The sequence below is a fragment of the Exiguobacterium sp. s146 genome, assembly GCF_018618415.1.
Classification (GTDB): Bacteria; Bacillota; Bacilli; order Exiguobacteriales; family Exiguobacteriaceae; genus Exiguobacterium.
Genome location: NZ_JACSMA010000003.1, coordinates 121,763 through 141,853 on the forward strand (window position 1 = coordinate 121,763; position 20,091 = coordinate 141,853).

Sequence of the window (20,091 nt, forward strand, 5' to 3'; positions counted from 1 at the left end):
CTTATTATAAAGTTAAATCAGGTTGAACTTAATTATAAAGGAGAATCGATATGATGACCACCTCATCAAACTTGTATGTATTATTGCTCGGAAAATTCATGTCGTTGTTTGCCTCCAGTCTCTTCACGTTCGTCGCCGGCTTGACCGTGCTGACGACGTCCGGTTCGGGACTCCAGTTCGCACTCGTCTTGCTCGCCGGCACAGTGCCACGCGTTTTATTATCTCCGTTCGCTGGGGCATTTGCCGACAAACTGGATCGCAAACGTGTCATCATCACGATGGAGTCGGTGAACGCCTTATTGTTTTTGGCTGCCGGCATCGCGAGTCTCGTCTGGACGTTCGGCATTACTGCTTTCTTGATTATCACATGTCTGCTCTCTGTCGTCTCGACTTTCTTATCGGTCACATTATCGAGTTCGATTCCATTCTTGTTCGACGAAGACGGGCTCCAACGCGCCAACTCCCTCATTCAAAGCACCATCTCCATCTCAAGCATCGGCACGCCGCTGCTCGCCGGGGCACTGTTCACGTTGCTTCCGGTATCCGCATTTCTCTTCAGCTCGTCTCTCTTATTTATAATCGCCGCCCTTGTCGCCTCTCGTCTCCATTTTAAAACGTACGACCATGTTCCCAGCGAGCAATCGACTTGGTCCGAGGTCCGGTCTGGTTTTCGCTACTTGAAACGCCAACATGTACTTTGGACGTTGACCCTCTTGGCGGCACTGCTCAATTTCTTCTTCGTGGCCACCGAAGTGCTGTTCCCGATTGCCGCCCTACAAGAAATCGGCGTCAGCCCGCTCCAGTTCGGATTTTTAGAAAGCATGTTCGCGGTCGGCTTTTTGATCGCCTCGCTCGCCCACGCCTTGCCGGTCTTTGCAATCAAGTATCGCCTGGCGACGGTCCGCACGTCTCTCATTGTCATGAGTTGCCTCTTTATCGCACCGGCCGTGCCACTCTATTTCGATTTCTCGGTCACACCGGCCATCGTCTCCTTCACGGCTTTCGCCTTGTCGAGCGGATTCTTCGTCATTCGCGCCAACATTCCAATCCAGCTCTACTTGCAGACGAACACGGAGCCAAGTTATCTTGGGCGCGTCATCGGCGTCCTCGAATCGCTCGCCATGGGCATCACACCGTTCGGATTCATCGTGTTTGGTGCATTGAGCGAGTGGATGTCAGTCGCTTCACTCTATACGATTTGCATGCTTTGCCTGCTCACCATCACATTGGTCGCGATGTACCGGATTCGGCATGACATCGCTGCCGAAAAAGCCGCTGTGTCAGCGGAAGCAGAAAGTGCGTGAATGCAAAAAGACATCGAACCTCAATTCGATGTCTTTTCTGTAGATGGAAGGATTCGTTTCTCTAACAAGAACGGTCCGAATGGGATGACAGATGCCATGACAGCAAGGACCAACACTTTGAAGCCCCAGTTGAAACGCCATGCCATATAGACGGCTGCCGCCACATAAGCGACGAACAAGAAACCGTGGGCCGCGCCGACGATGCTGACGGCAAGCGGCATACCTGCCAAGTACTTGAGCGGCATCGCGATGAGCAACAAGAGCAAGAATGACATCCCCTCTGTGTATCCGAGCCATTTAAAACGTGTTGCGTTCATATTCGTTCTCCTTTTCAATCGTTGCTACGTCCATCGTAGCCGAAAGAGGTGATGTTTGTCACAGGAGAACGTCATAAAGTCGTTATGCTATTTGACGATTTGGTGAACGATGTAGCACTTTCGTTTCGACGAACTTGCGTAAAAACAATCCGTCGACGCCAAGTTTCCCAGCATTGTAGCCGGCGACGAGAATGAGGACCGAGACGATCAACATCGTCGGGTTCGTGCTGACTGTACCTGAGAGCAAGAACGCCATGTTCATGACGAGACCGAAGAAAGCGGCGCTACGTGTGAGGGCACCGACCAAGAGGCCGAGACCGACTAAAAATTCACCGTATGGAATCAACACATCGAACAAGGCTGCGTTCGGGATGGCGAAGTTTTCAAGGAATGCTGCCCACCAGCTAGCCACGGCCGGGTGATCGCCTGTCGCCAATGTCAGGGCGTTATTGAGAAAACCTTCCGAACCGAATCCGCCTGTGATTTTGCCCCAACCTGCTGTGAGCCAGTGATAGCCGAGCCAGAGACGAAGGACTGTCAATATACCGGTGGCGATGTTGTGATTCTGCCAAAATTTTGTGAACATGATAATTCCTCCTTTGAATGAGTGAATGATAACTTATATGTGATTACATTCACAATATACCATCCATGTTCATCTTTTCACATAGGTTAGGACAAGAGTTCACGTTTCGTTCATATGTGTGTCACAGGTCAGTCACTTTTTGGAAATTGGTCAATTACAAAAGACGCCCACTTGGGGCGTCTTCATTTGATTTACAGGTTCACTTCTTGAGGCGGCTGCCCTTTTTTATTCATCACGCGCATCGATTGCGGCGCGATTTTTAAGATGACGAGTTTTGGATCGTCTGGACCGTCGAACCATCCTTCGAGTTTCTCGTTCCAGACTTTCTCTTTCATCGATTCGTCATCGGATACCGTCGTCTCCCCCAAAATTTCGAGATACGTATCCCCGACGCCATCGCCGTCATAGCCGATCAAAATATGCGTATACGGATTGTTCTTCAGTTCATCGACTTTATCCGTGTCTTTCGATGTTGCCGTGTAGAGTGTCAGCTCATCATGGAAAAAAGTCATATAACGGCTGTGCGGCTTGCCTTTATAGACCGTCGCCATCGTGCCCACGTTACTATGATCTAAAATCTGTCTTGCCGTTTGCATTGCATCCATTCTGAAAAACCTCCTTGTGATAGTCACTCGTATATTGATTCCCCTGGGACAAGTGATTAAACACGCGGACAACATAAAACCTGCTCGCCGAAGCGAGCAGGTTATAAAATTCCTTAGAAAGGAAGATTAGATTTTTTCAACGTTAGAAGCTTGTGGTCCACGAGCTCCGTCAGTGATTTCGAAAGTTACTGCTTGGCCTTCTTCAAGTGTCTTGAAGCCGTCGCCTTGGATTGCTGAGAAGTGTACGAATACGTCGTCTCCGCCTTCCATTTCGATGAAGCCGTAACCTTTTTCTGAGTTAAACCATTTTACTTTACCTGTGTTCATAATGAACCCTCCTGAAATAAACGCTGTGCGTTCTAGTAGTGCCTTACTAGAAAAAACTGACCAAAAAAAAGCACAAACCTCTAGGATTATCTTAAACGAAAAATAATCCAAAGCGTTTTGTGAATTATGTTTCCAGCTATTCTTAATTAAGCACATATAGAATATACCATGGATAAATGCTTCTGTCTACTAAATACTTCGGTTTGCTAAAAATACTTCTAAAACGGGTACATCCAATTGTAGTGAACGCTAGGAGGATGAACCATATGACCACATTTATTGATCGTTCGAATATCGCTGCCACCATCGCCCACCACTCGAATTGGGCGCTCGGTGATCTGGTGACGGAAACACTTGATTGGCATGAGGCGACACGACTGGCCCGCTATCCTGATCAAGCGAAAACCTATCTCTCCCACTTGCCGATGACCGAACGTATCGTCCCGGTGACCAGCTCTTTACCATTAGAACAGGTCGATGGAATCGTGCGCCCGGTATGGATGCGCCGGCTCGACGCCGAGCACTTGAATTTGAGACAAGCGACACGCCAACATGTCGACGTCACCGATTACGGGGCCGTCGGGGATGGTTCGACCGATTGCACGCTCGCGTTCCGGCTCGCCCTCCGGTCGAACCGCCACGTCCATGTCCCAGCTGGCGTGTATATCGTCCGGGGCATCCGGATGCCGTCGAACTGTGTGCTCGAAGGAGCCGGCCAACAGGAAACGATTATCAAGCTTTCGGACCGTGCCCCGAAACATCGCCGGCTGCTTCGAAACGCGACCCCGTTCGCCGGCAATCATCATATCGAAGTCGCACATTTGACGCTCGACTGGAACGTGGAACGTCTCGGAGACGTCGATCGGACCGCGAGTGGCGATACAGCTTCGAGCGCATTGACGTTCGCGCACGTCAAATTCGGCTGGATTCACCACGTGACCGCGAAAAATGCTGGACTGCATGCATTCGATATCACGTCTCCCCACTATCACTACTTGGGGGACGGGCTTCGCGCCAAAAAAGGGAGTCGGTACGTATGGCTCGACCATTGCGAAGCGACGAATTACGGCGACGATGGCATCACGACCCATCATAGCGATGCCCTTTATATCACGAACTGTTACTGCCACCATCCGCACGGACGCACGCACGCCCATGGTTTCTCGAACTCGAATGGAATCGAGATCGATGACGGGTCGCGCCACGTCACGCTCGTCAATAATATGAGTGAAGGTTGTTTCGGAGGCGTCGAAGTGAAAGCGCACGGGACGTCTTCGGCCGCCCATGACGTCCATATCTTCGGACATTTTTCGTATCACGACAATCGGTCATTCAATTTCCGTCATATCAGCCATCACTTGGCCGACGATCCGCAGTCGAAGACGGCCCGTTTCCTGTCGGGCACGAACCTCGTGTCGATGGAGCCGGTCCGCTCGAAGCTATATACGAAATCTTCGGCACGCAGCCTCGTCGTGTCGGCGTATCAGGACGTGTTCATTCATGGATTCACGGCCATCGGCAATCCGGATTATGACTATCGCGCCAATCCAGCCCTTGCCATTCAATATAAATCGCGCAACGTCCGCCTGAAACGGATTGCGACGAGCGGATTCGCCTCAGGTCGGGCCGATATCGAGCTGTTCGGCGGTGACAACCGGACCGACCACGTCACGATTGAAGACGTCATCTGTCGCCACTCGGCTCCGGTCGCCTTGAAAATCGGTGGCCAGTTGACGAACGTTATACTCCAGCGCATCGAAGGCGAACAAAAAAGTGGAGATGTGCTCATCTCCACGAGTAGTCCAATCGAGGCTCACGATTTGTTCGCTTACGGATTCTCAGACCGTGTGCGCAACGACGTTTGAGCCACTTCGACGAGTTCGTCGAGCATCGCCTCGTCCAAATTGAGCGAACTCACCGTCTGTTTCGCCATCATGCGGACGATGGCCTTATCGAGAAAGCCCATCCGCTCGAAGTCATAGCCGTTGCCGACGACCTCGACGAAATAAGCGTGCTCGCGCAACACTTCTCGATACGCGTCCTCAAGCTCCCGTTGCCGTTCGGCCGCGGTCGGCGTCCCGGCACATAGATAGAGACCGAGCGGACGATTCAACAATTTCGCTTCATGAATATGAAGCCATGCCGTCATCTCATCTTGGATTTTCCCCATCCGGATCGAGCTGCCGACGATCACATGGTCAATCGTCGCCCAATCGACGTCCGGCTGTTCGACCACGTTTTGAATGTGGACCTTCCCTGGTAGCCGCTCGGCTAACAGATGGGCGACTTTCTCACTCGTCCCGTAACGGCTCGCGTATGCAATTAACGTATTCATCGCGTTTCCCCCTTTCGGTCAGACTCTACTATCCCTATTCCCGAAACGGTTCACCTTTACTAACGACAGAACAAAAACTCGCCATGGAGGCGAGTTTTTTTCGTCACACTTTATACACTTGTGCTTCGTACGGACGAAGCGTGAACGGCTCCACGGGCTCCATGTTGCCGATGACGCGTTCTGTCACGTCGAACGGAAGCTCACGTGTCACCGTCTCGTCCGAGAAGTTACAGAGTACGAGCCACGTCTCGCCTTCGAACGTACGTGTGAAGGCGTATACCGCTTCATCGTCCGACAGTAACAGCTCATACTTCCCGTAAACGACAATCGGATGTTGTTTCCGGAGCTGAATCAATTGGCGATAGTAATGGAAGAGCGAGTCCGGGTCGCGTCTTGCCGCTTCCGCGTTCACGGTCACATAGTTCGGATTGACCCCGATCCATGGTGTGCCGGACGAGAAGCCGCCTTGCGCCTCGTCCGACCATTGGACCGGTGTCCGTGAGTTGTCGCGCCCACGTGCGTGGATGCCACGGAAAATCTCATCATGCGTCAACAAGCCGTTCGTCGTGTAATCCCGATACGCGTTGAGCGTCTCGATGTCACGATACTCATCGATCGAATCGAACGCCACGTTCGTCATCCCGAACTCTTCACCTTGATAGATGTACGGCGTTCCTTTCAACATGTGGAGGAGCGTCGCCAACATCTTGCCAGAGACGACACGGTACTCGTCCGAGTCGTTCCCGAACCGTGAGATGGCTCGTGGTTGGTCATGGTTGCTCCAATAGAGGCTGTTCCAGCCATCTTCTTCGAGACCTTCCTGCCAGCGTGAGAAGATCGTCTTCAAATCCGTCAACTTCCAGTCCGTCGGGTTCCATTTGCCGAAACTGCCGTTGCCGACGTCGACGTGCTCGAAATGGAACACCATGTTCAACTCGTCACGGTCTGTCCCTGTATAGAGTTTCGCCTCGTCGACGCTGACGCCCGGCATCTCACCGACCGTGATCGTATCGTATTTTGACAAGACTTCGCGATTCATCTCCTGCATGAACTCATGGATGCGCGGTCCGTTGAAGAAAAACGGTGTGCCGTCCCCATAACCCGTCCCCCGCGTCGCGCCATCTGGATAGCTCGGATCTTTCGAGATCATGTTGATGACGTCCATCCGGAAACCGTCGACCCCTTTATCGAGCCAGTACGTCATCAAATCATACACTTCGCGGCGCAACGTCTCCGACTCCCAGTTCAAATCCGGTTGCTTCTTGCTGAACAGATGCAAGTAGTATTCGTCCGTCGCCTCGTCGTATTGCCACGCACTGCCACCAAAGAACGCGCCCCAGTTCGTCGGTGGCTGACCGTTCTCGCCTTTTTTCCAAATGTAGTAGTCCCGATACGGACTGTCTTTCGAGGAACGTGATTCCATGAACCACTGGTGTTCGTCTGATGAATGGTTGACGACGAGATCCATCATGATTTTGATGCCGTGACGATGCGCCTCTTCGAGCATCGCATCGAAATCATCCATCGTCCCGAACTCATCCATGATGGCCCGGTAATCGCGGATATCGTATCCGTTGTCGTCGTTCGGTGAATCGTACACCGGTGACAACCAGATGACATCGATTCCGAGTTCCGCCAAATACGACATTTTTTCAGTGATTCCCGGGATATCCCCAATCCCGTCACCGTTCGAGTCATTAAAGCTGCGCGGGTAAATTTGATAGACGACCGCTTCTTTCCACCATTGTTTCATATTTCATCCTCCTCATACGTTCTGTCGATTTCATCGTACCGTCTTCACGAATCGATTTCTATCCATGATATAATTAGCTTATGCACGATTTTGCTATTAAGAGAGGATGATTGGATGGAAGTCGGCTTTTGTGGCTATTCGTATCATACGACGACTTATACTTTTCCGTTCCCTAGCCGCTTAGAGACGTACTTGATTCGCTTGCAAACAGAAGGCACAGCGCGCATCGTCGTCAATGGGAAGACGTATACGGTGCGGCCCGGTGATTTATTGCTCGTCAAACCCGATGAGGCGTACGAACTGCATGTCGACACTCCGGCGAGCGGGGACTATCATCTCTTCTGTAACGGTCCGACACTCGATGCCTGGTGGGCGGCGGCCGACCATTCCCGCATCACATCCATCTCAATCGACCCTCGCCTGTTGTCGCTTTGGCAACATATCACCGAAGAGGCGCGACGCCCGACGGCTGAACAAAGTCCGGTGCTGATCGAAACCCTGATTGAAGCTTTGCTCCTCATGCTCGACCGTTCCGTCCGAGAAGTCCAAACAAACAGGCGACCTCCAGTCGTGTCACGCATGATGCGTTATATAGAAGGAAACGTCACGAACGACTTCAAAGTGGCAGACGTCGCCAACGCGGTCGGACTGAGTGTATCGCGGACCGTCCATCTATTCAAAGAAGTGACCGGGTTGACGGTTGTCGCCTACGCCCAGTCGATTCGGCTCCAGCTCGCCGAAGAACAGATGCAGTATACACAACACTCGCTCGAACGGATCGCTGAGCTGTCCGGATTTCGCTCTTATCCATATTTTCATCGGATTTTTAAACGAAAATATGGCGTCGCACCAGGGGTTTATCGCACACTTCAACAAAAAAACGAAAAAAAATAAAAAAAGAGTGATCCATTTTTTGAACCGCTCCGTTAGATGGGTGTAAACAACGACAACCACTCAAAAAAGGAGCGATTACCCATGAAGAAGAAAACAATGAACAAGATTGTAGCACCGGCACTCGCACTCGGCTTACTCGTACCCTTGAATGCACAGGCAGCGGATCACGCGCCAACAGCAAGCACACCAGCAGGTGACTTACGCGCCACGCTCGACCAATTGCTGTCTGAGCATTACGTCTTAGCTGTCACATCGATGATGAAAGCTTACGACGGAGCACCTGATGCCGAAGTTGCAATGAAGGCTCTCAATCAAAACGCACTCGACATGACACCGGCGATCGCTTCGATTTATGGAGATGAAGGCGCAGCCCAGTTCGAAGAAATCTTCGCTGGTCACAACGATTACTCAGCTGACTTCGTCGAAGCAGCTAAATCAGAAGATGAAGCACTTCGCGCAGACGCGGAAGCTGAAGTTGAGGAATTCGTCGATGAGTTCTCAACATTCCTTGATACAGCAACAGAAGGCAACTTACCAAAAGACGCTGCAGCTGACGTACTTGAGCTTCACGAAGACCAAGTCCTCTCAGTATTCGATGACTATGTCGAAGGTGACTATGAGTCGGCATACATGACGTACCGTGAAGGATACAAGCTCATGTTCGATATCAGTAAAGCTCTCTCAGGCGCAATCGTCACACAGATGCCTGATAAGTTTGAAACTGCTGCTGACACACCAGCCGTCGAGCTTCGTTCAACATTGAACAGCCTTGCTGGTGAGCACTTCGCCCTCGCAGCGATCGGCATGCAAAAAGGTTACGATCAAGCTGAAGATTACGACTACGTGAGCTGGGCTGAAGATCAGAACACACTCGACTTCAAAGCAGCAATCGGCTCAGTATACGGTGACGAAGGTGCGGCCCAATTCGAAAAAGTATGGAACGGGAACCACATCACAGCACAAGGTGACATCGTTGCCGCTACACTCGAAGGCGACGAAGCTAAAATTGAAGAAGCACGCATGAAGCTCGACCAGTTCGCTGTCGATTTCAGCACATTCCTCGATGCAGCGACAGAAGGTAACTTGCCGCAAGAAGCTGGCCAAGAAGCCATCAAACAACATGAGGCCCTCGTGCTTCAAACGTTCGATCAGTATGTAGCTGGTGACGCGGATGCAGCTTGGATGTCATTCCGTGAAGGATACGCGTTCATGTTCGGTGTTGGTGAGACACTCGGTAACGCGATCGTGACACAAATGCCTGACAAGTTCGCTGAAACAACAATGCCTGAAGAGATGCCTGAAACAGGTCTCGGCGGTGCACAAGAACAATCAATGAACACGCTCTACGCTGGCCTTGCTGTACTTGGCGGAATCTTACTCGCCTTCGTAACGCTTCGCAACCGTAAAGTGTCTGAACAATAATTCAATCAGGAGGGAGCCCCATGAACAAGCGCCATTTGTTTCTGGCGCTCTCTCTCTTTTGTTTTGGCTTCTGGACGTGGACGAGCGCCCAAGAATCGTCGTCACCACCTGTAGAAGAAAAACAAATAGAGGAGAGCCCAGATTTATCGGCTGAATTCTCACTTCTACAGGAAGAGGTGAAGAAGCTTCGATTAGCCGAGGAAGAGGAAAGTGCCAAGGCTGCGACACCCGTCCAACTTCAAATCCCAACCATTGATGTCGACACCGCGATCGAACAGGTCGGTGTCCTCGACAATGGACAGATGGGCGTCCCAAAAGACGAGAACCAAGTCGGCTGGTTCGAGCCGGGCGTCAAGCCAGGCAGTAAAGGGAATGCCGTCATCGCCGGACACGTCGACAGCAAGACCGGCCCTGCCGTCTTCTATGAGCTCGATCAGCTGAAGACAGGCGATGACGTGACAATTATTGATGAGAATGGCAACACGTTGACGTTTCGTGTCACAAAAACAGAGAGTTACGATACGAAAAACGCACCGATCGAGGATATTTTCGGGGCCACGTCGAGTCGACATTTGAACTTGATCACGTGTTCCGGTACGTTCAGTGACGGCGGTTACGACGAGCGTTTCGTCGTCTATACCGAACTTGTCGCTACCGAGATCAATACCGAAGTCGAACTCGACGCACCGACGAGCGTCGAACTCCGCGGGAACTTATTGACGTGGCACGCCGTCCGTGACGACGCCGTCATCGGCTATCGCGTCTATGAGGTCGTCGACGGTGAAGCGACGCATATCGAAAGTATCCCGTCGCACGCCCGGAAGAGCATCGAAGTCACGAACGAACAGGCCACTTATTACGTGACAGCCATCGATCAACTCGGGAACGAGTCGAGTCCTTCCGCACAGACGAAGTGATGACCAAAGCACCCACAGACCGCCATCTGTGGGTGCTTTGTATCTGATTTCGCCTTCAAAAAAAGCATCCCTCGATGAGGCATGCTTTTTCGTTTAGACGAAACATGGAATCTGCGGGTTGAACGTCTTGTTGTTCTCCGTCATGATTTGTTTCTTGATTTTGCCTTCGCCGAGATAGACGATACGGTCGGCGAGCGCCTCCGCGTCCTCTTCATCGTGGGTAACGAAGATCGTCGTCGTACCCGTCTGTTTGAGGAGGCGGCGCAAATCGTCCCGAATGCGATGTTGGAGCGACGTGTCCAAGTTGCTGAACGGCTCATCTAAAATGAGGAGCGATGGTTTCGGAGCAAGCGCACGCGCGAGCGCGACACGCTGTTGCTGACCACCACTGAGCTCATACGGATAGCGGTGACGGAACTCGGACAGGTTCACGAGCGTCAGCATCTCTTCGACACGCTCGTTCCGCTCTTTCCGGCTCAATTTATGCAGACCGAAGCGGATGTTCTTCTCAACGGTCATATGCGGGAAGAGCGCATAGTCTTGGAACACCATCCCGACACCACGCTGTTCAGGCGGCATGAACTGGCAATCGTCGCAACAGACACAGTCGTTGACGACGACGACGCCTTGATTCGGCATCTCGAGTCCCGCAATGAGGCGTAAAATCGTACTCTTCCCAGAACCGCTGTCACCGAGAAGCGAGACGATTTCACCTTTCGTGATTGAGATCGAGAATCCTTTAATCGTCTCGGCTTGCGCACCTTTATAGCTGAAGTGTAAATCGTTGATTTGAACAAACATTAGTCGGCCTCCTTATCAAGCACCTTATGGAACACAAAGATCAACAGTCCGCTCATGAGCACGATGACGATCGAGGCGAGCGCGGCCTCATGTATCTTCTCGTCACTGACATATTTGAACGCCTGTGTGGCGAGCGTCGAAAAATTGAACGGCTGTAAAAACAGCGTCAGCGGCAATTCTTTCATAATATCGATAAAGACGAGGATGAACGCGCTCATGATCGCCCCTTTAATCATCGGGATATCGACCCGGAAGAACGTCTGTACCGTCCCCCACCCGAGCATGCGCGACGCTTCCGTGAACGACTTCCCGACTTTCTCAAATCCGCTCTCGATCGAGTTATAGCCGATAGCGAGGAAGCGGATGACGTAGGCGAAGATGAGCATGATGAGCGTCGTCCTGAACACGAACGTTTGGCCTAAATCCAAGGCGAGCGCTACGTTCAGCACCCACTCGTCAAGGAGCAAGAACAATGTGATGACGGCGATGGCGATCGCCGCTCCCGGAATCGAATAGCCGAGCGTCGTCACTTTCGAGATGACGCGTGTCATGTTCGACGGGAACAGGCGCGTGTAGTTGGCGATGATGAGCGCGAACACGAGAATGATCACGGTCGCGATGAACGCCACGCTCACCGTGTTCCAGACGAGGCGGAAAAACTCGGCCGTGAACACTTGCTCGAACGTCAACACCGTCCACGCGACGAGTTGCACGAACGGGATGAGAAACGCGACAGCGAAGATGGTCGCCACGTAGCCGAACACGGCGTAGCGGTGCCACCCGGTCAATTGTCTCGGTTTGAGCGGCTTCACTTTCGTCGTCGCATAGCTGAACTGCTTCCGACCCCGGACGAGCCGTTCCATCGTCAGGATGGCGATGACGAGAATCATGAGCGTCCCGGCGAGTTTGAGCGCCGAGGACGTATCTTTCATCCCGAACCACGTGCTGAAGATGGCCGTGCTGAACGTCTGAATCCCGAAGTATTTGACGACCCCATAGTCGTTCAATACTTCCATCAACACGAGGCTGACCCCGCCGATGATGGCGACACGCGAAATCGGGATGACGACGGTGAAGAAGATGTCCCATGAGCCGCGGCCGAGGATCCGGGCGTTCTCAATCATCGAGGACGATTGATTGTGCAGGAAGGCCCGCGTGATTGTATAAATGTATGGATACAAGAACAGGGTGAAGATGAACACCGTCCCTTGAATCGTCATGATGTTGAAGTACGTCTGGTCGACGGTCACGCCGAACTCGTTGCGTAGCGTCGTCTGGATGACGCCCGTATAGTTCAAGATGCCGTGATACGTGTATCCCCCGATATAAGGCGGGATGGCGAGCGGTAAGATGAGCGCCCATTTGAAGAACTTGCGGAACGGGAAGTCGTATACCGTGACGAACCAAGCGAGGCTCGTCCCGATGATTGTCGTCAGCAAGCCGGTCGCGAGCATGATAAACAGGGTATTGCGCACGTAAGTCGGCAACAAGTACTCGCGAATGTGTTGCCAGTTCTCGTTGACCGGTGCGAATAGTTCGACCAAGACGACGACGCCTGGCAGGACGATGAACAAGAGCGCGATAAAGCTGAGGATGGCCCATCCATTCAGTTGTCGTTTCAGCGCGTACCAGTTCATGTCGTACAACTCCCGTTCCTCTTTCGTTCAGTCACTTCCTGTCCCATCATATCAGGTTAGGCGCCCTCGTTGTACCGCTAGCGTGTCGAGAAACGCAAAAATCTTCGGCCTGAACGTCTGTTCAAGCCGAAGTCTTCTTATTTCCAGCCCGCTTCGTTGAAGACGCGGATGGCTTCTTGTTGATTTTCACCGAGGACAGACAAGTTGATGTCCTGCTCTTTGAACTCACCCCATGATTGAAGGAGTTCGTTCGGTTCAACCGATTCATTTACTGGATACTCGTAGTTGACGCTCGCGAACTGTTCTTGTGCTGACGGGTCAGACATGAACTCCATGAGTTTCTTCGCGTTATCGGTGTTCTTCGATGCTTTCGTCATCGCGATTCCCGAGATGTTCACGTGTGTCCCCGTCGTATCTTGGTTCGGGAAGAAGACACCGAGTTGCTCAGCGACTTTCTTCTCTTCCGCATCTTCCGAGTTCAACATGAGACCCATATAGTACGTGTTCATGATGGCAACGTCCCCTTCACCAGCGACGACCGCTTTCGCTTGGTCACGGTCGTTCCCTTGTGGGTCGCGTGCAAAGTTGTTGACCATGCCTTTCGCCCACTCTTTTGCCTGGTCGACACCGTTCACTTCGATGAACGAGGCGAGGAGCGAGATGTTGTACATGTTCTCAGACGGACGGACGAGTACTTTGCCGTTCCACTGCTCTTCCGTGAGTGCTTCATACGTTGACAAGTCTTCTGGTTTCACGCGGTCTTTCGCGTAGACGATGACACGCGCCCGTTTCGTGAGACCGAACCATTCGTTGTCCGTGTCACGGTATTTCTCAGGGACGTTCGATTCAAGCACGTCGCTATCGACCGCTTGCAGGTGTCCCGCTTCTTTCGCTTGATACAAGTTCCCTGCATCCGCTGTGATGAAGAGATCGGCTTCCGTGTTGTCGCCTTCTGTGTTCAAACGTTCAAGCAACTCATCGCTCTTCCCTTCGACGACGTTGACTTTCACGCCTGTCTCTTCTTCAAACTGCTTGTAAAGCTCTTTATCTACATCATAGTGACGGCTCGAGTAAACGTTGACGACTTTCGACGCTTCTGCTGTCTCGTTGTCGCTTGACGTCGTCGTTTCTTCTGTGCTGGCGCAAGCCGCAAGAAGCGATGTTGTGAGCGCAGCCGAAAGGCCGAGTGCCATGTACTTTTTGTTCATTTCATAATCCCCCACTTATTCATCTCTATTATTGGTAATGATAATTACTCTCAGTTACCATCATCACTGATAATCATTCTCACGTCAACCTTTTTTTGAAATCGTTTACCTTATTTATGTGCTTATAACTTAACAGTTTTGACCTTATCATTTCTTGACTTCAAAACGACTAGCCCTCTATAGTGAAAGAGAACAAACCGTCTGGTCGGTACAGAGAGGAGGCATGACATGTCAAACCGATCCATGATTACGAAACAAAAATTGTTGGATGCCGCGACGGATATCATCATGGAACATGGCGTGCACCATCTTACATTAGACGAAGTCGCTAAGACCGCCGGCGTCTCGAAAGGCGGTCTCCTGTATCATTATCCATCCAAAGAAGCACTGTTGACCGCCATCGTCGAACGGCTCCAAACCGAGCAAAACGAGTTGTACGAGTCGCTTCAAGCGGACGGCAACGGTCCTGTCGAGGCGTTCGTCCGCCTGTTTGACGAGACGAAGCTCCACCCCGAGCGCTCGTCGATTCAAATCGACGCCGAGAAGATGATTGCCTTCTTGACGTTGTTCGCGGTCGACCAAGAGTACGCCGAACGGTGGAAGCACGACCTCGACACGTTCTTCACAGCATTTCAACAGACGAGCGATCCCGTCGAGACGATGATTATCCGTTATGCACTCGAAGGCATGATGATGTCCGAGCACTTCAACGTCGGCGTCGCCCCGCCCGCCTTAAAACACGACATTATCGCTCGCTTGATCGAGCGAGCCCGTAACATCGATTCGGGTAAAACAGACTAAGCCATTAGAGGAGAAATGAACCCCATGCAGAAAATCACGTCCTTCTCCGTCAACAACAAGTTCGCCGTATGGTTGATGACAATCATCTTGACGGCGACCGGAATTTTCGCCGGCTTGACGATGAAACTAGAAACATTGCCTGATATCACGACACCGACCGTCTCGGTGACGACGATTTATCCAGGTGCCTCACCTGAACAAGTGCTCGATGAAGTGAGCACCGTGCTCGAAGAACGCTTGAAGAGCTTGAACGGTGTCGAACAAGTTCGTTCGTCTTCGTTCCAGAACGCTTCAAACATTCAAATCGATTACGACTTCAGCACCGACATGGAAGAGGCTGAACAACTCGTCAAAGAGGCGCTCAGCAACGTCGAGTTGCCTGAAGCCGTTCAAGACCCGCAAGTGTCGCGTCTCAGCTTTGACGCGTTCCCGGTCATCGGGGCAGCCGTCTCGGATGAGAGTCTCGATTTGGCTGAATTGACGAAATTGGTTGAAGATGAGTTACAACCAGCGCTTGAAGGTGTCGAAGGCGCTCAGACCGTGCAAATCGCCGGACAAGAGATTCGTCGCGTCGAGCTTCAGTTCGACGAGGAGGCACTCGCCGAATACAACTTGACGGAAGACACGGTCAAACAGTTGATTCAAGCGAACGATGCCCGCATCGCGCTCGGCTTGTATGAACTCGGTGATACGGAGCAAGCCGTCGTCATCGACGGGAAGTCAGAGACGCTTGAAGCGTTCCGTGACCTCCAAATCCCTTACTCACCCGCCCAAACGGAACAGCCGGTGCCAGGTGCGCCAACAGAACTTCCGACTGGTGAGACACCACAAGTCCCGACTGAAGTGCCAGGTGCCGTCCCACCAGCCAACGTCCCGACGACCGTCCCGACCGTCGCCTTGAGCGAACTAGCGACGATTGAAGACCGCGGCATCGAGGAATCGATTTCACGGTCGAACGGGGAACGTTCCATCGGGATTCAAGTGACGAAAACACAAGATGCGAACACCGTCGACGTCGTCAACGCCGTCAAAGACGTGCTCGCCGACTTCGAAGCCGACTATGACACGGCCAAAGTATCGGTCACGCTCGACCAAGGTCAACCGATTGAAGAATCGGTCGAGACGATGGTCTCGAAAGCGTTGCTCGGTGGCTTGTTCGCCATCTTGATCATTCTCGTGTTCTTGCGTAACTTCCGCTCGACGATTATTGCGGTCATCTCGATTCCGCTTTCGCTCCTCATGGCGTTAATCGTCTTGAAACAGCTCGACATCACGCTCAACATCATGACGCTCGGCGCGATGACCGTCGCCATCGGACGCGTCGTCGACGACTCCATCGTCGTCATCGAGAACATTTACCGCCGCCTCACCCGTCCGAACGAGACGTTGCGCGGTAAAGAACTGATTATCGCTTCGACGAAAGAAGTGTTCATTCCGATTGCGTCGTCGACAATCGTCACGATTGCCGTCTTCTTGCCGCTCGGGTTCGTCACTGGATTTGTTGGTGAGCTGTTCTTACCGTTCGCCTTGACCGTCGTCTTCGCCTTGCTCGCGTCGTTGCTCGTCGCGATCACGGTCGTACCGATGATGGCCGACTCGTTCTTCAAAAACCGGGATAAATTGAAGCCGGAAGAAGGTCCAGGCAAACTTGCCGAATGGTATCGTGGCGTCCTCAACTGGTCGCTCAACCATAAACTCGTCGTCTTCGGACTCGCGACAGCACTGTTAATCGGAAGTTTCGCCCTCGTCCCAGCCATCGGGGTCAACTTCTTGAACCAAGAGTCGGAGAAGACGCTTTACGTCACGTTCGACCCAGAACCGGGCCAAACGCTCGACGACTCGATCGCGGCAGCTGAAATTGCCGAGACGTATTTCATGGAAGAGCAAGCAGACGCGACCGACGTCCAATTCACGGTCGGTGGCGAGAACCCGCTCAACCCCGGGAACAACAAACAAGGGATTTTCATCGTCCAGTATGACCCGGACACGGAAGATTTCGCTGACGTCAAAATCGCTGACGTCGAACGCTTGAACGAACTCGCCACAGGCGGTGAGTGGAAAGAGCAAGACTTCGCCGGCGGTGCCGGCACGAGCGGCGTGACGTACAACGTCTATGCCAACTCGCTCGAAGACCTAGAAGCCATCGTCCCGACGTTCATCGAGACGATTGAAGAAGAGACGGATTACGTCCGTCAAGCAACATCTGACCTTCGCGAATCGTACGTCCAGTACACGTTCAACGTCGACCAGCAGGCTGCTGCTGAGGCAGGCGTCTCGGCCGCCCAGCTCGCCCAGACGATTGGACAGTTCCAAGCGCAAGAAAGCCCGCTTTCGACCGTGACGATTGATGACAAGCAGCTCGACGTCATCATCCCGACGGAACAAGTCACGTACGACAGCATCGAAGAGTTGCAGGAACAAGAAGTGACGACGCCGTTCGGCCCTCGTCCAATTTCGGACTTCATCGAAGTCGAGGAAGGCACGACACCGGATACGCTCGTCCAGCGTGACGGGAAGCTTCTCGCTCGCGTCAACGTCGAGCTCAGCACGGACAAAGCGACGGAAGCTTCGGCTGCTATCGAAGAACGTGTGTCTGACATCGAGCTCCCGACTGGCGTCTCGTATGACGTCGGTGGGGTCACTGAACAGATTCAAGAATCGTTCACCCAGCTCGGTCTCGCCATGCTCGCGGCCGTCGCCATCGTCTACTTGGTGCTCGTCATCACGTTCGGCGGTGCCGTCACGCCGTTCGTCGTCCTGTTCTCGCTTCCTTACGCGATTATCGGGGGACTTGTCGCCCTTCTCATCACCGGCGAAACGATTTCGGTATCAGCCTTGATCGGTGCGCTTATGTTGATCGGGATTGTCGTCACGAACGCCATCGTCTTGATTGACCGCGTCATTCATAAAGAAGCGGCCGGTCTCTCGACACGCGATGCGTTGCTCGAGGCAGCCGGTACACGTCTCCGTCCGATTCTCATGACGGCGCTCGCGACGATTGGTGCACTCGCACCGCTCGCGCTCGGCCTTGAAGGCGGCGCCTTGATCTCGAAAGGTCTCGGTGTGACCGTCATCGGCGGATTGACAAGTTCGACGCTATTGACGCTCCTCATCGTCCCAATCGTGTATGAGTTCTTCGCACGGTTCCGTAAGAAAAAACAAGCGTAACGCAAACGAGAGTTGACCCAAATAGGGTCGACTCTCGTTTTGTGTTTAATAGCATTGCATGATGATTTCTGCCTCTTCAAAGCGCTTGTCTTTGAGGGCGTCGGTCGGGATGAGGAAATACAGGATGCCGGCGTCACCGAACATGATGTCAAGTTCTTCACTCGAATCCATTTGGAATAAGAGAAACGGTTCACGGAAACGTTCCCCATACGTCTCTTCAATTTCTTCAAACACATCGTTTTGCACCTCGTCCGGATGCCCGCCCACCGCATGCAACTCGCCCTCATCGAACAGCTCCTCAAAAGCGGTATATTCTTCTTCGCTCATCAGATCAAACAGTGCATCATCGTTTTGCGCATAACCTTCATCGAATGTGGCAGCCCGCTCCTTGAGGGCCTCGCCGACCCGGATCCGTTCAAGCGTCGTCGTTTCTGTATAGAGGACGCGCCAAAGGTGACGTTCGTCCGCGTCACCCCACGGCTGTTCGTCCAAATCATAGAAGAACGATAACATGCCTTCTTTCGGAAGCGCTTCGACTGATTCAAATCCTGCGAAGTCACTCAGTCTGAACTGTGCCAAAAAAGTCAAATTCTCTCCGGGATGGTCCGATGCACTCGGTAAATCTGGATAGCCGCCAAATTTCGAATGACCAATCGCAACTTCTTCTCGTGTCGTTCGGGGTTCAAGCTTCACGTTAACGCGCTTCGTGAACGCCGCCAAGATGTCATCACACTGTTCGAGCCCGTGCTGGTCAATAAACTGTTTGATTGATTGAAGTTCCATTCGAACACCTCATTCGGATATGATACAAGTAGTCTATCATACCGAACGTGTGTACCCTTTATCATTTTTTATATAGCCTTTCTCTTGACCGAATGAATGAAACTTGAGAAGATGCATACGTTTTGAACTTATTCGCGAAAGGATGTCATATATGCAACGTCTCATCAAATGGGTGATCGGCCTTTCGCTCTTGTTTGGCTTGAGCGCACTCGGCAATTGGATTGTCGCGACGCTTGATTTAAAAGTTCCCGGAAGCGTCATCGGCATGGTGCTCTTGTTGCTCCTATTGATGACCAAACTGATCCGGGTCGAGTGGATTGAAGACAGCGCCGGCTTTTTGACGAAACATCTGGCCTTCTTCTTCATCCCGATCGCGGTCGGACTCATGTCGTACAGTGATTTATTAAAAGCGGAAGGTGTGCCGCTCTTTGCTGCCTTGATCGTCAGTCTAATTGTCGGCCTCATCGTCACCGCTCTCATCTCAGGAAGACGAGGTGAGGCCTCATGACGTTATTTTGGGTGCTCGTCACTATCGGCGTCTACATGTTGAGCCGAAAGTTGTCCTTCAAATGGGCGTCCCCGTTCACGAACGTCGTCTTCTTGAGCACGGCGACATTGATTGTCGTGTTGCTGTTGTCCGGACAGACGTATGATGCGTACGCTCCGGCTCGAGACGCCATCACGACGCTACTCGGACCAGCCACGGTCGCACTCGGATTGCCACTCTATCGCAACTTGCCGATTTTACTCGCACGCGCGAAACGGGCGCTCGGGGCCATCATGCTCGGGACGCTGTCGACGATTTTCGTCGCTGTCGGCTTAGGGACCGCGCTCAAATTGACGGATCACGTCTTGCTCGCCTTGTCCGTCAAATCGGTGACGTCACCAATCGCCTTGGAATTGGCACGGCAATTACAAGGTGACGCCGCGCTCGCCGCGTCGGTCGCCGTCGCTTGCGGGATTCTCGGGGCCATGCTCGGTCCGACGATTCTCACGCGCTCCAACGTGACCGACCCGTTCACGCGCGGATTGGCGCTCGGGACGCTCAGTCACGGCATCGGGACAGCCCAAGCTGCGACGGAACATCCATTGTCTGGGGCAACAGGTGGGGCCGCGATGGGTCTGTCTGCCATCTTCACGTCATTCGTGTTGCCGTTTCTTCTTCCACTTCTGTTTTGATTCACGGATAGAGACCTTTGCGCCTCTCTTTTTATTTTCAAACAATTTCGATAC

The 20,091-nt window shown here is 52.5% G+C and carries 19 protein-coding genes; 9 read left to right on the forward strand and 10 right to left on the reverse strand.

Translation table 11 applies throughout. The features are described 5' to 3' along the window. Nucleotides 1-53: 53 nt before the first annotated feature. Nucleotides 54-1,304, forward strand: coding sequence for an MFS transporter (locus KNP83_RS11145; RefSeq protein ID WP_251139345.1), 1,251 nt, complete (start codon nt 54-56; stop codon nt 1,302-1,304). Nucleotides 1,305-1,324: 20 nt separating this feature from the next. Here KNP83_RS11145 and KNP83_RS11150 read toward each other — a convergent pair whose 3' ends face one another. The 4 genes from KNP83_RS11150 to KNP83_RS11165 all read right to left on the reverse strand — a co-directional run bounded on the left by KNP83_RS11150 (nt 1,325) and on the right by KNP83_RS11165 (nt 3,139). Further along, nucleotides 1,325-1,621: a DUF3817 domain-containing protein gene (locus tag KNP83_RS11150; RefSeq protein ID WP_214762527.1), complete on the reverse strand. Its 297-nt coding sequence runs from the start codon at nt 1,619-1,621 to the stop codon at nt 1,325-1,327. An 82-nt stretch (nt 1,622-1,703) separates the two neighbouring features. Then, complete coding sequence (locus KNP83_RS11155) at nt 1,704-2,207, reverse strand: DoxX family protein (protein ID WP_214762528.1); 504 nt, start codon at nt 2,205-2,207, stop codon at nt 1,704-1,706. A 191-nt stretch (nt 2,208-2,398) separates the two neighbouring features. Then, on the reverse strand, nt 2,399-2,812 hold the full coding sequence (locus KNP83_RS11160; RefSeq protein WP_214762529.1) for a pyridoxamine 5'-phosphate oxidase family protein: 414 nt from the start codon (nt 2,810-2,812) through the stop codon (nt 2,399-2,401). 126 nt (nt 2,813-2,938) lie between these two features. Then, complete coding sequence (locus KNP83_RS11165; protein WP_016507985.1) at nt 2,939-3,139, reverse strand: cold-shock protein; 201 nt, start codon at nt 3,137-3,139, stop codon at nt 2,939-2,941. 266 nt (nt 3,140-3,405) lie between these two features. Between KNP83_RS11165 and KNP83_RS11170 the strand changes: the two genes are divergently transcribed. Next, nucleotides 3,406-5,004, forward strand: coding sequence for a glycoside hydrolase family 55 protein (locus tag KNP83_RS11170; protein WP_214762530.1), 1,599 nt, complete (start codon nt 3,406-3,408; stop codon nt 5,002-5,004). Here the strand turns inward: KNP83_RS11170 and KNP83_RS11175 are convergent. Together KNP83_RS11175 and KNP83_RS11180 are read right to left on the reverse strand one after the other, a co-directional pair. Continuing rightward, entirely contained in the window at nt 4,968-5,474 is a 507-nt protein-coding gene (locus KNP83_RS11175) for a flavodoxin domain-containing protein (protein WP_214762531.1), read from the reverse strand. The genes KNP83_RS11170 and KNP83_RS11175 overlap by 37 nt on opposite strands. A 103-nt stretch (nt 5,475-5,577) precedes the next feature. Next, entirely contained in the window at nt 5,578-7,227 is a 1,650-nt protein-coding gene (locus tag KNP83_RS11180; RefSeq protein ID WP_214762532.1) for a glycoside hydrolase family 13 protein, read from the reverse strand. A gap of 114 nt (nt 7,228-7,341) precedes the next feature. On the opposite strand from KNP83_RS11180, the gene KNP83_RS11185 reads away from it, so the two are divergent. The 3 genes from KNP83_RS11185 (at nt 7,342) to KNP83_RS11195 (ending at nt 10,460) form a co-directional block, all read left to right on the forward strand. After that, nucleotides 7,342-8,121, forward strand: coding sequence for a helix-turn-helix domain-containing protein (locus KNP83_RS11185; RefSeq protein ID WP_214762533.1), 780 nt, complete (start codon nt 7,342-7,344; stop codon nt 8,119-8,121). Nucleotides 8,122-8,202: 81 nt separating this feature from the next. Beyond that, entirely contained in the window at nt 8,203-9,543 is a 1,341-nt protein-coding gene (locus tag KNP83_RS11190) for a globin family protein (RefSeq protein WP_214762534.1), read from the forward strand. 20 nt (nt 9,544-9,563) lie between these two features. Beyond that, nucleotides 9,564-10,460: a class F sortase gene (locus KNP83_RS11195; protein WP_214762535.1), complete on the forward strand. Its 897-nt coding sequence runs from the start codon at nt 9,564-9,566 to the stop codon at nt 10,458-10,460. Between the two features lie 93 nt (nt 10,461-10,553). On the opposite strand, the gene KNP83_RS11200 is transcribed toward KNP83_RS11195, so the two are convergent. The 3 genes from KNP83_RS11200 to KNP83_RS11210 form a co-directional block, all read right to left on the reverse strand. Then, complete coding sequence (locus tag KNP83_RS11200) at nt 10,554-11,261, reverse strand: ABC transporter ATP-binding protein (protein ID WP_021068048.1); 708 nt, start codon at nt 11,259-11,261, stop codon at nt 10,554-10,556. After that, nucleotides 11,261-12,898: an ABC transporter permease gene (locus KNP83_RS11205; RefSeq protein ID WP_214762536.1), complete on the reverse strand. Its 1,638-nt coding sequence runs from the start codon at nt 12,896-12,898 to the stop codon at nt 11,261-11,263. The genes KNP83_RS11200 and KNP83_RS11205 overlap by 1 nt, the downstream gene beginning before the upstream one ends. Before the next feature lie 137 nt (nt 12,899-13,035). Continuing rightward, nucleotides 13,036-14,106: a Fe(3+) ABC transporter substrate-binding protein gene (locus tag KNP83_RS11210; RefSeq protein ID WP_214762537.1), complete on the reverse strand. Its 1,071-nt coding sequence runs from the start codon at nt 14,104-14,106 to the stop codon at nt 13,036-13,038. A 228-nt stretch (nt 14,107-14,334) separates the two neighbouring features. On the opposite strand from KNP83_RS11210, the gene KNP83_RS11215 reads away from it, so the two are divergent. Beyond that, a complete protein-coding gene (locus KNP83_RS11215; RefSeq protein ID WP_214762538.1) occupies nt 14,335-14,907 on the forward strand; it encodes a TetR/AcrR family transcriptional regulator in 573 nt (190 codons plus the stop codon). A gap of 24 nt (nt 14,908-14,931) precedes the next feature. Further along, nucleotides 14,932-18,075 (forward strand): efflux RND transporter permease subunit, encoded by a 3,144-nt coding sequence (locus KNP83_RS11220; RefSeq protein ID WP_214762539.1) that lies wholly within the window; start codon nt 14,932-14,934, stop codon nt 18,073-18,075. Between the two features lie 45 nt (nt 18,076-18,120). On the opposite strand, the gene KNP83_RS11225 is transcribed toward KNP83_RS11220, so the two are convergent. Next, nucleotides 18,121-18,858 carry a YwqG family protein gene (locus KNP83_RS11225; RefSeq protein ID WP_214762540.1) on the reverse strand — a complete coding sequence of 246 codons (738 nt, stop codon included), beginning with the start codon at nt 18,856-18,858 and terminating at the stop codon, nt 18,121-18,123. A gap of 151 nt (nt 18,859-19,009) precedes the next feature. On the opposite strand from KNP83_RS11225, the gene KNP83_RS11230 reads away from it, so the two are divergent. Continuing rightward, nucleotides 19,010-19,366 (forward strand): CidA/LrgA family protein, encoded by a 357-nt coding sequence (locus tag KNP83_RS11230; protein WP_214762541.1) that lies wholly within the window; start codon nt 19,010-19,012, stop codon nt 19,364-19,366. After that, nucleotides 19,363-20,037 (forward strand): LrgB family protein, encoded by a 675-nt coding sequence (locus KNP83_RS11235; RefSeq protein WP_214762542.1) that lies wholly within the window; start codon nt 19,363-19,365, stop codon nt 20,035-20,037. Before KNP83_RS11230 ends, KNP83_RS11235 begins: the two co-directional genes overlap by 4 nt. Nucleotides 20,038-20,091: the final 54 nt, after the last annotated feature.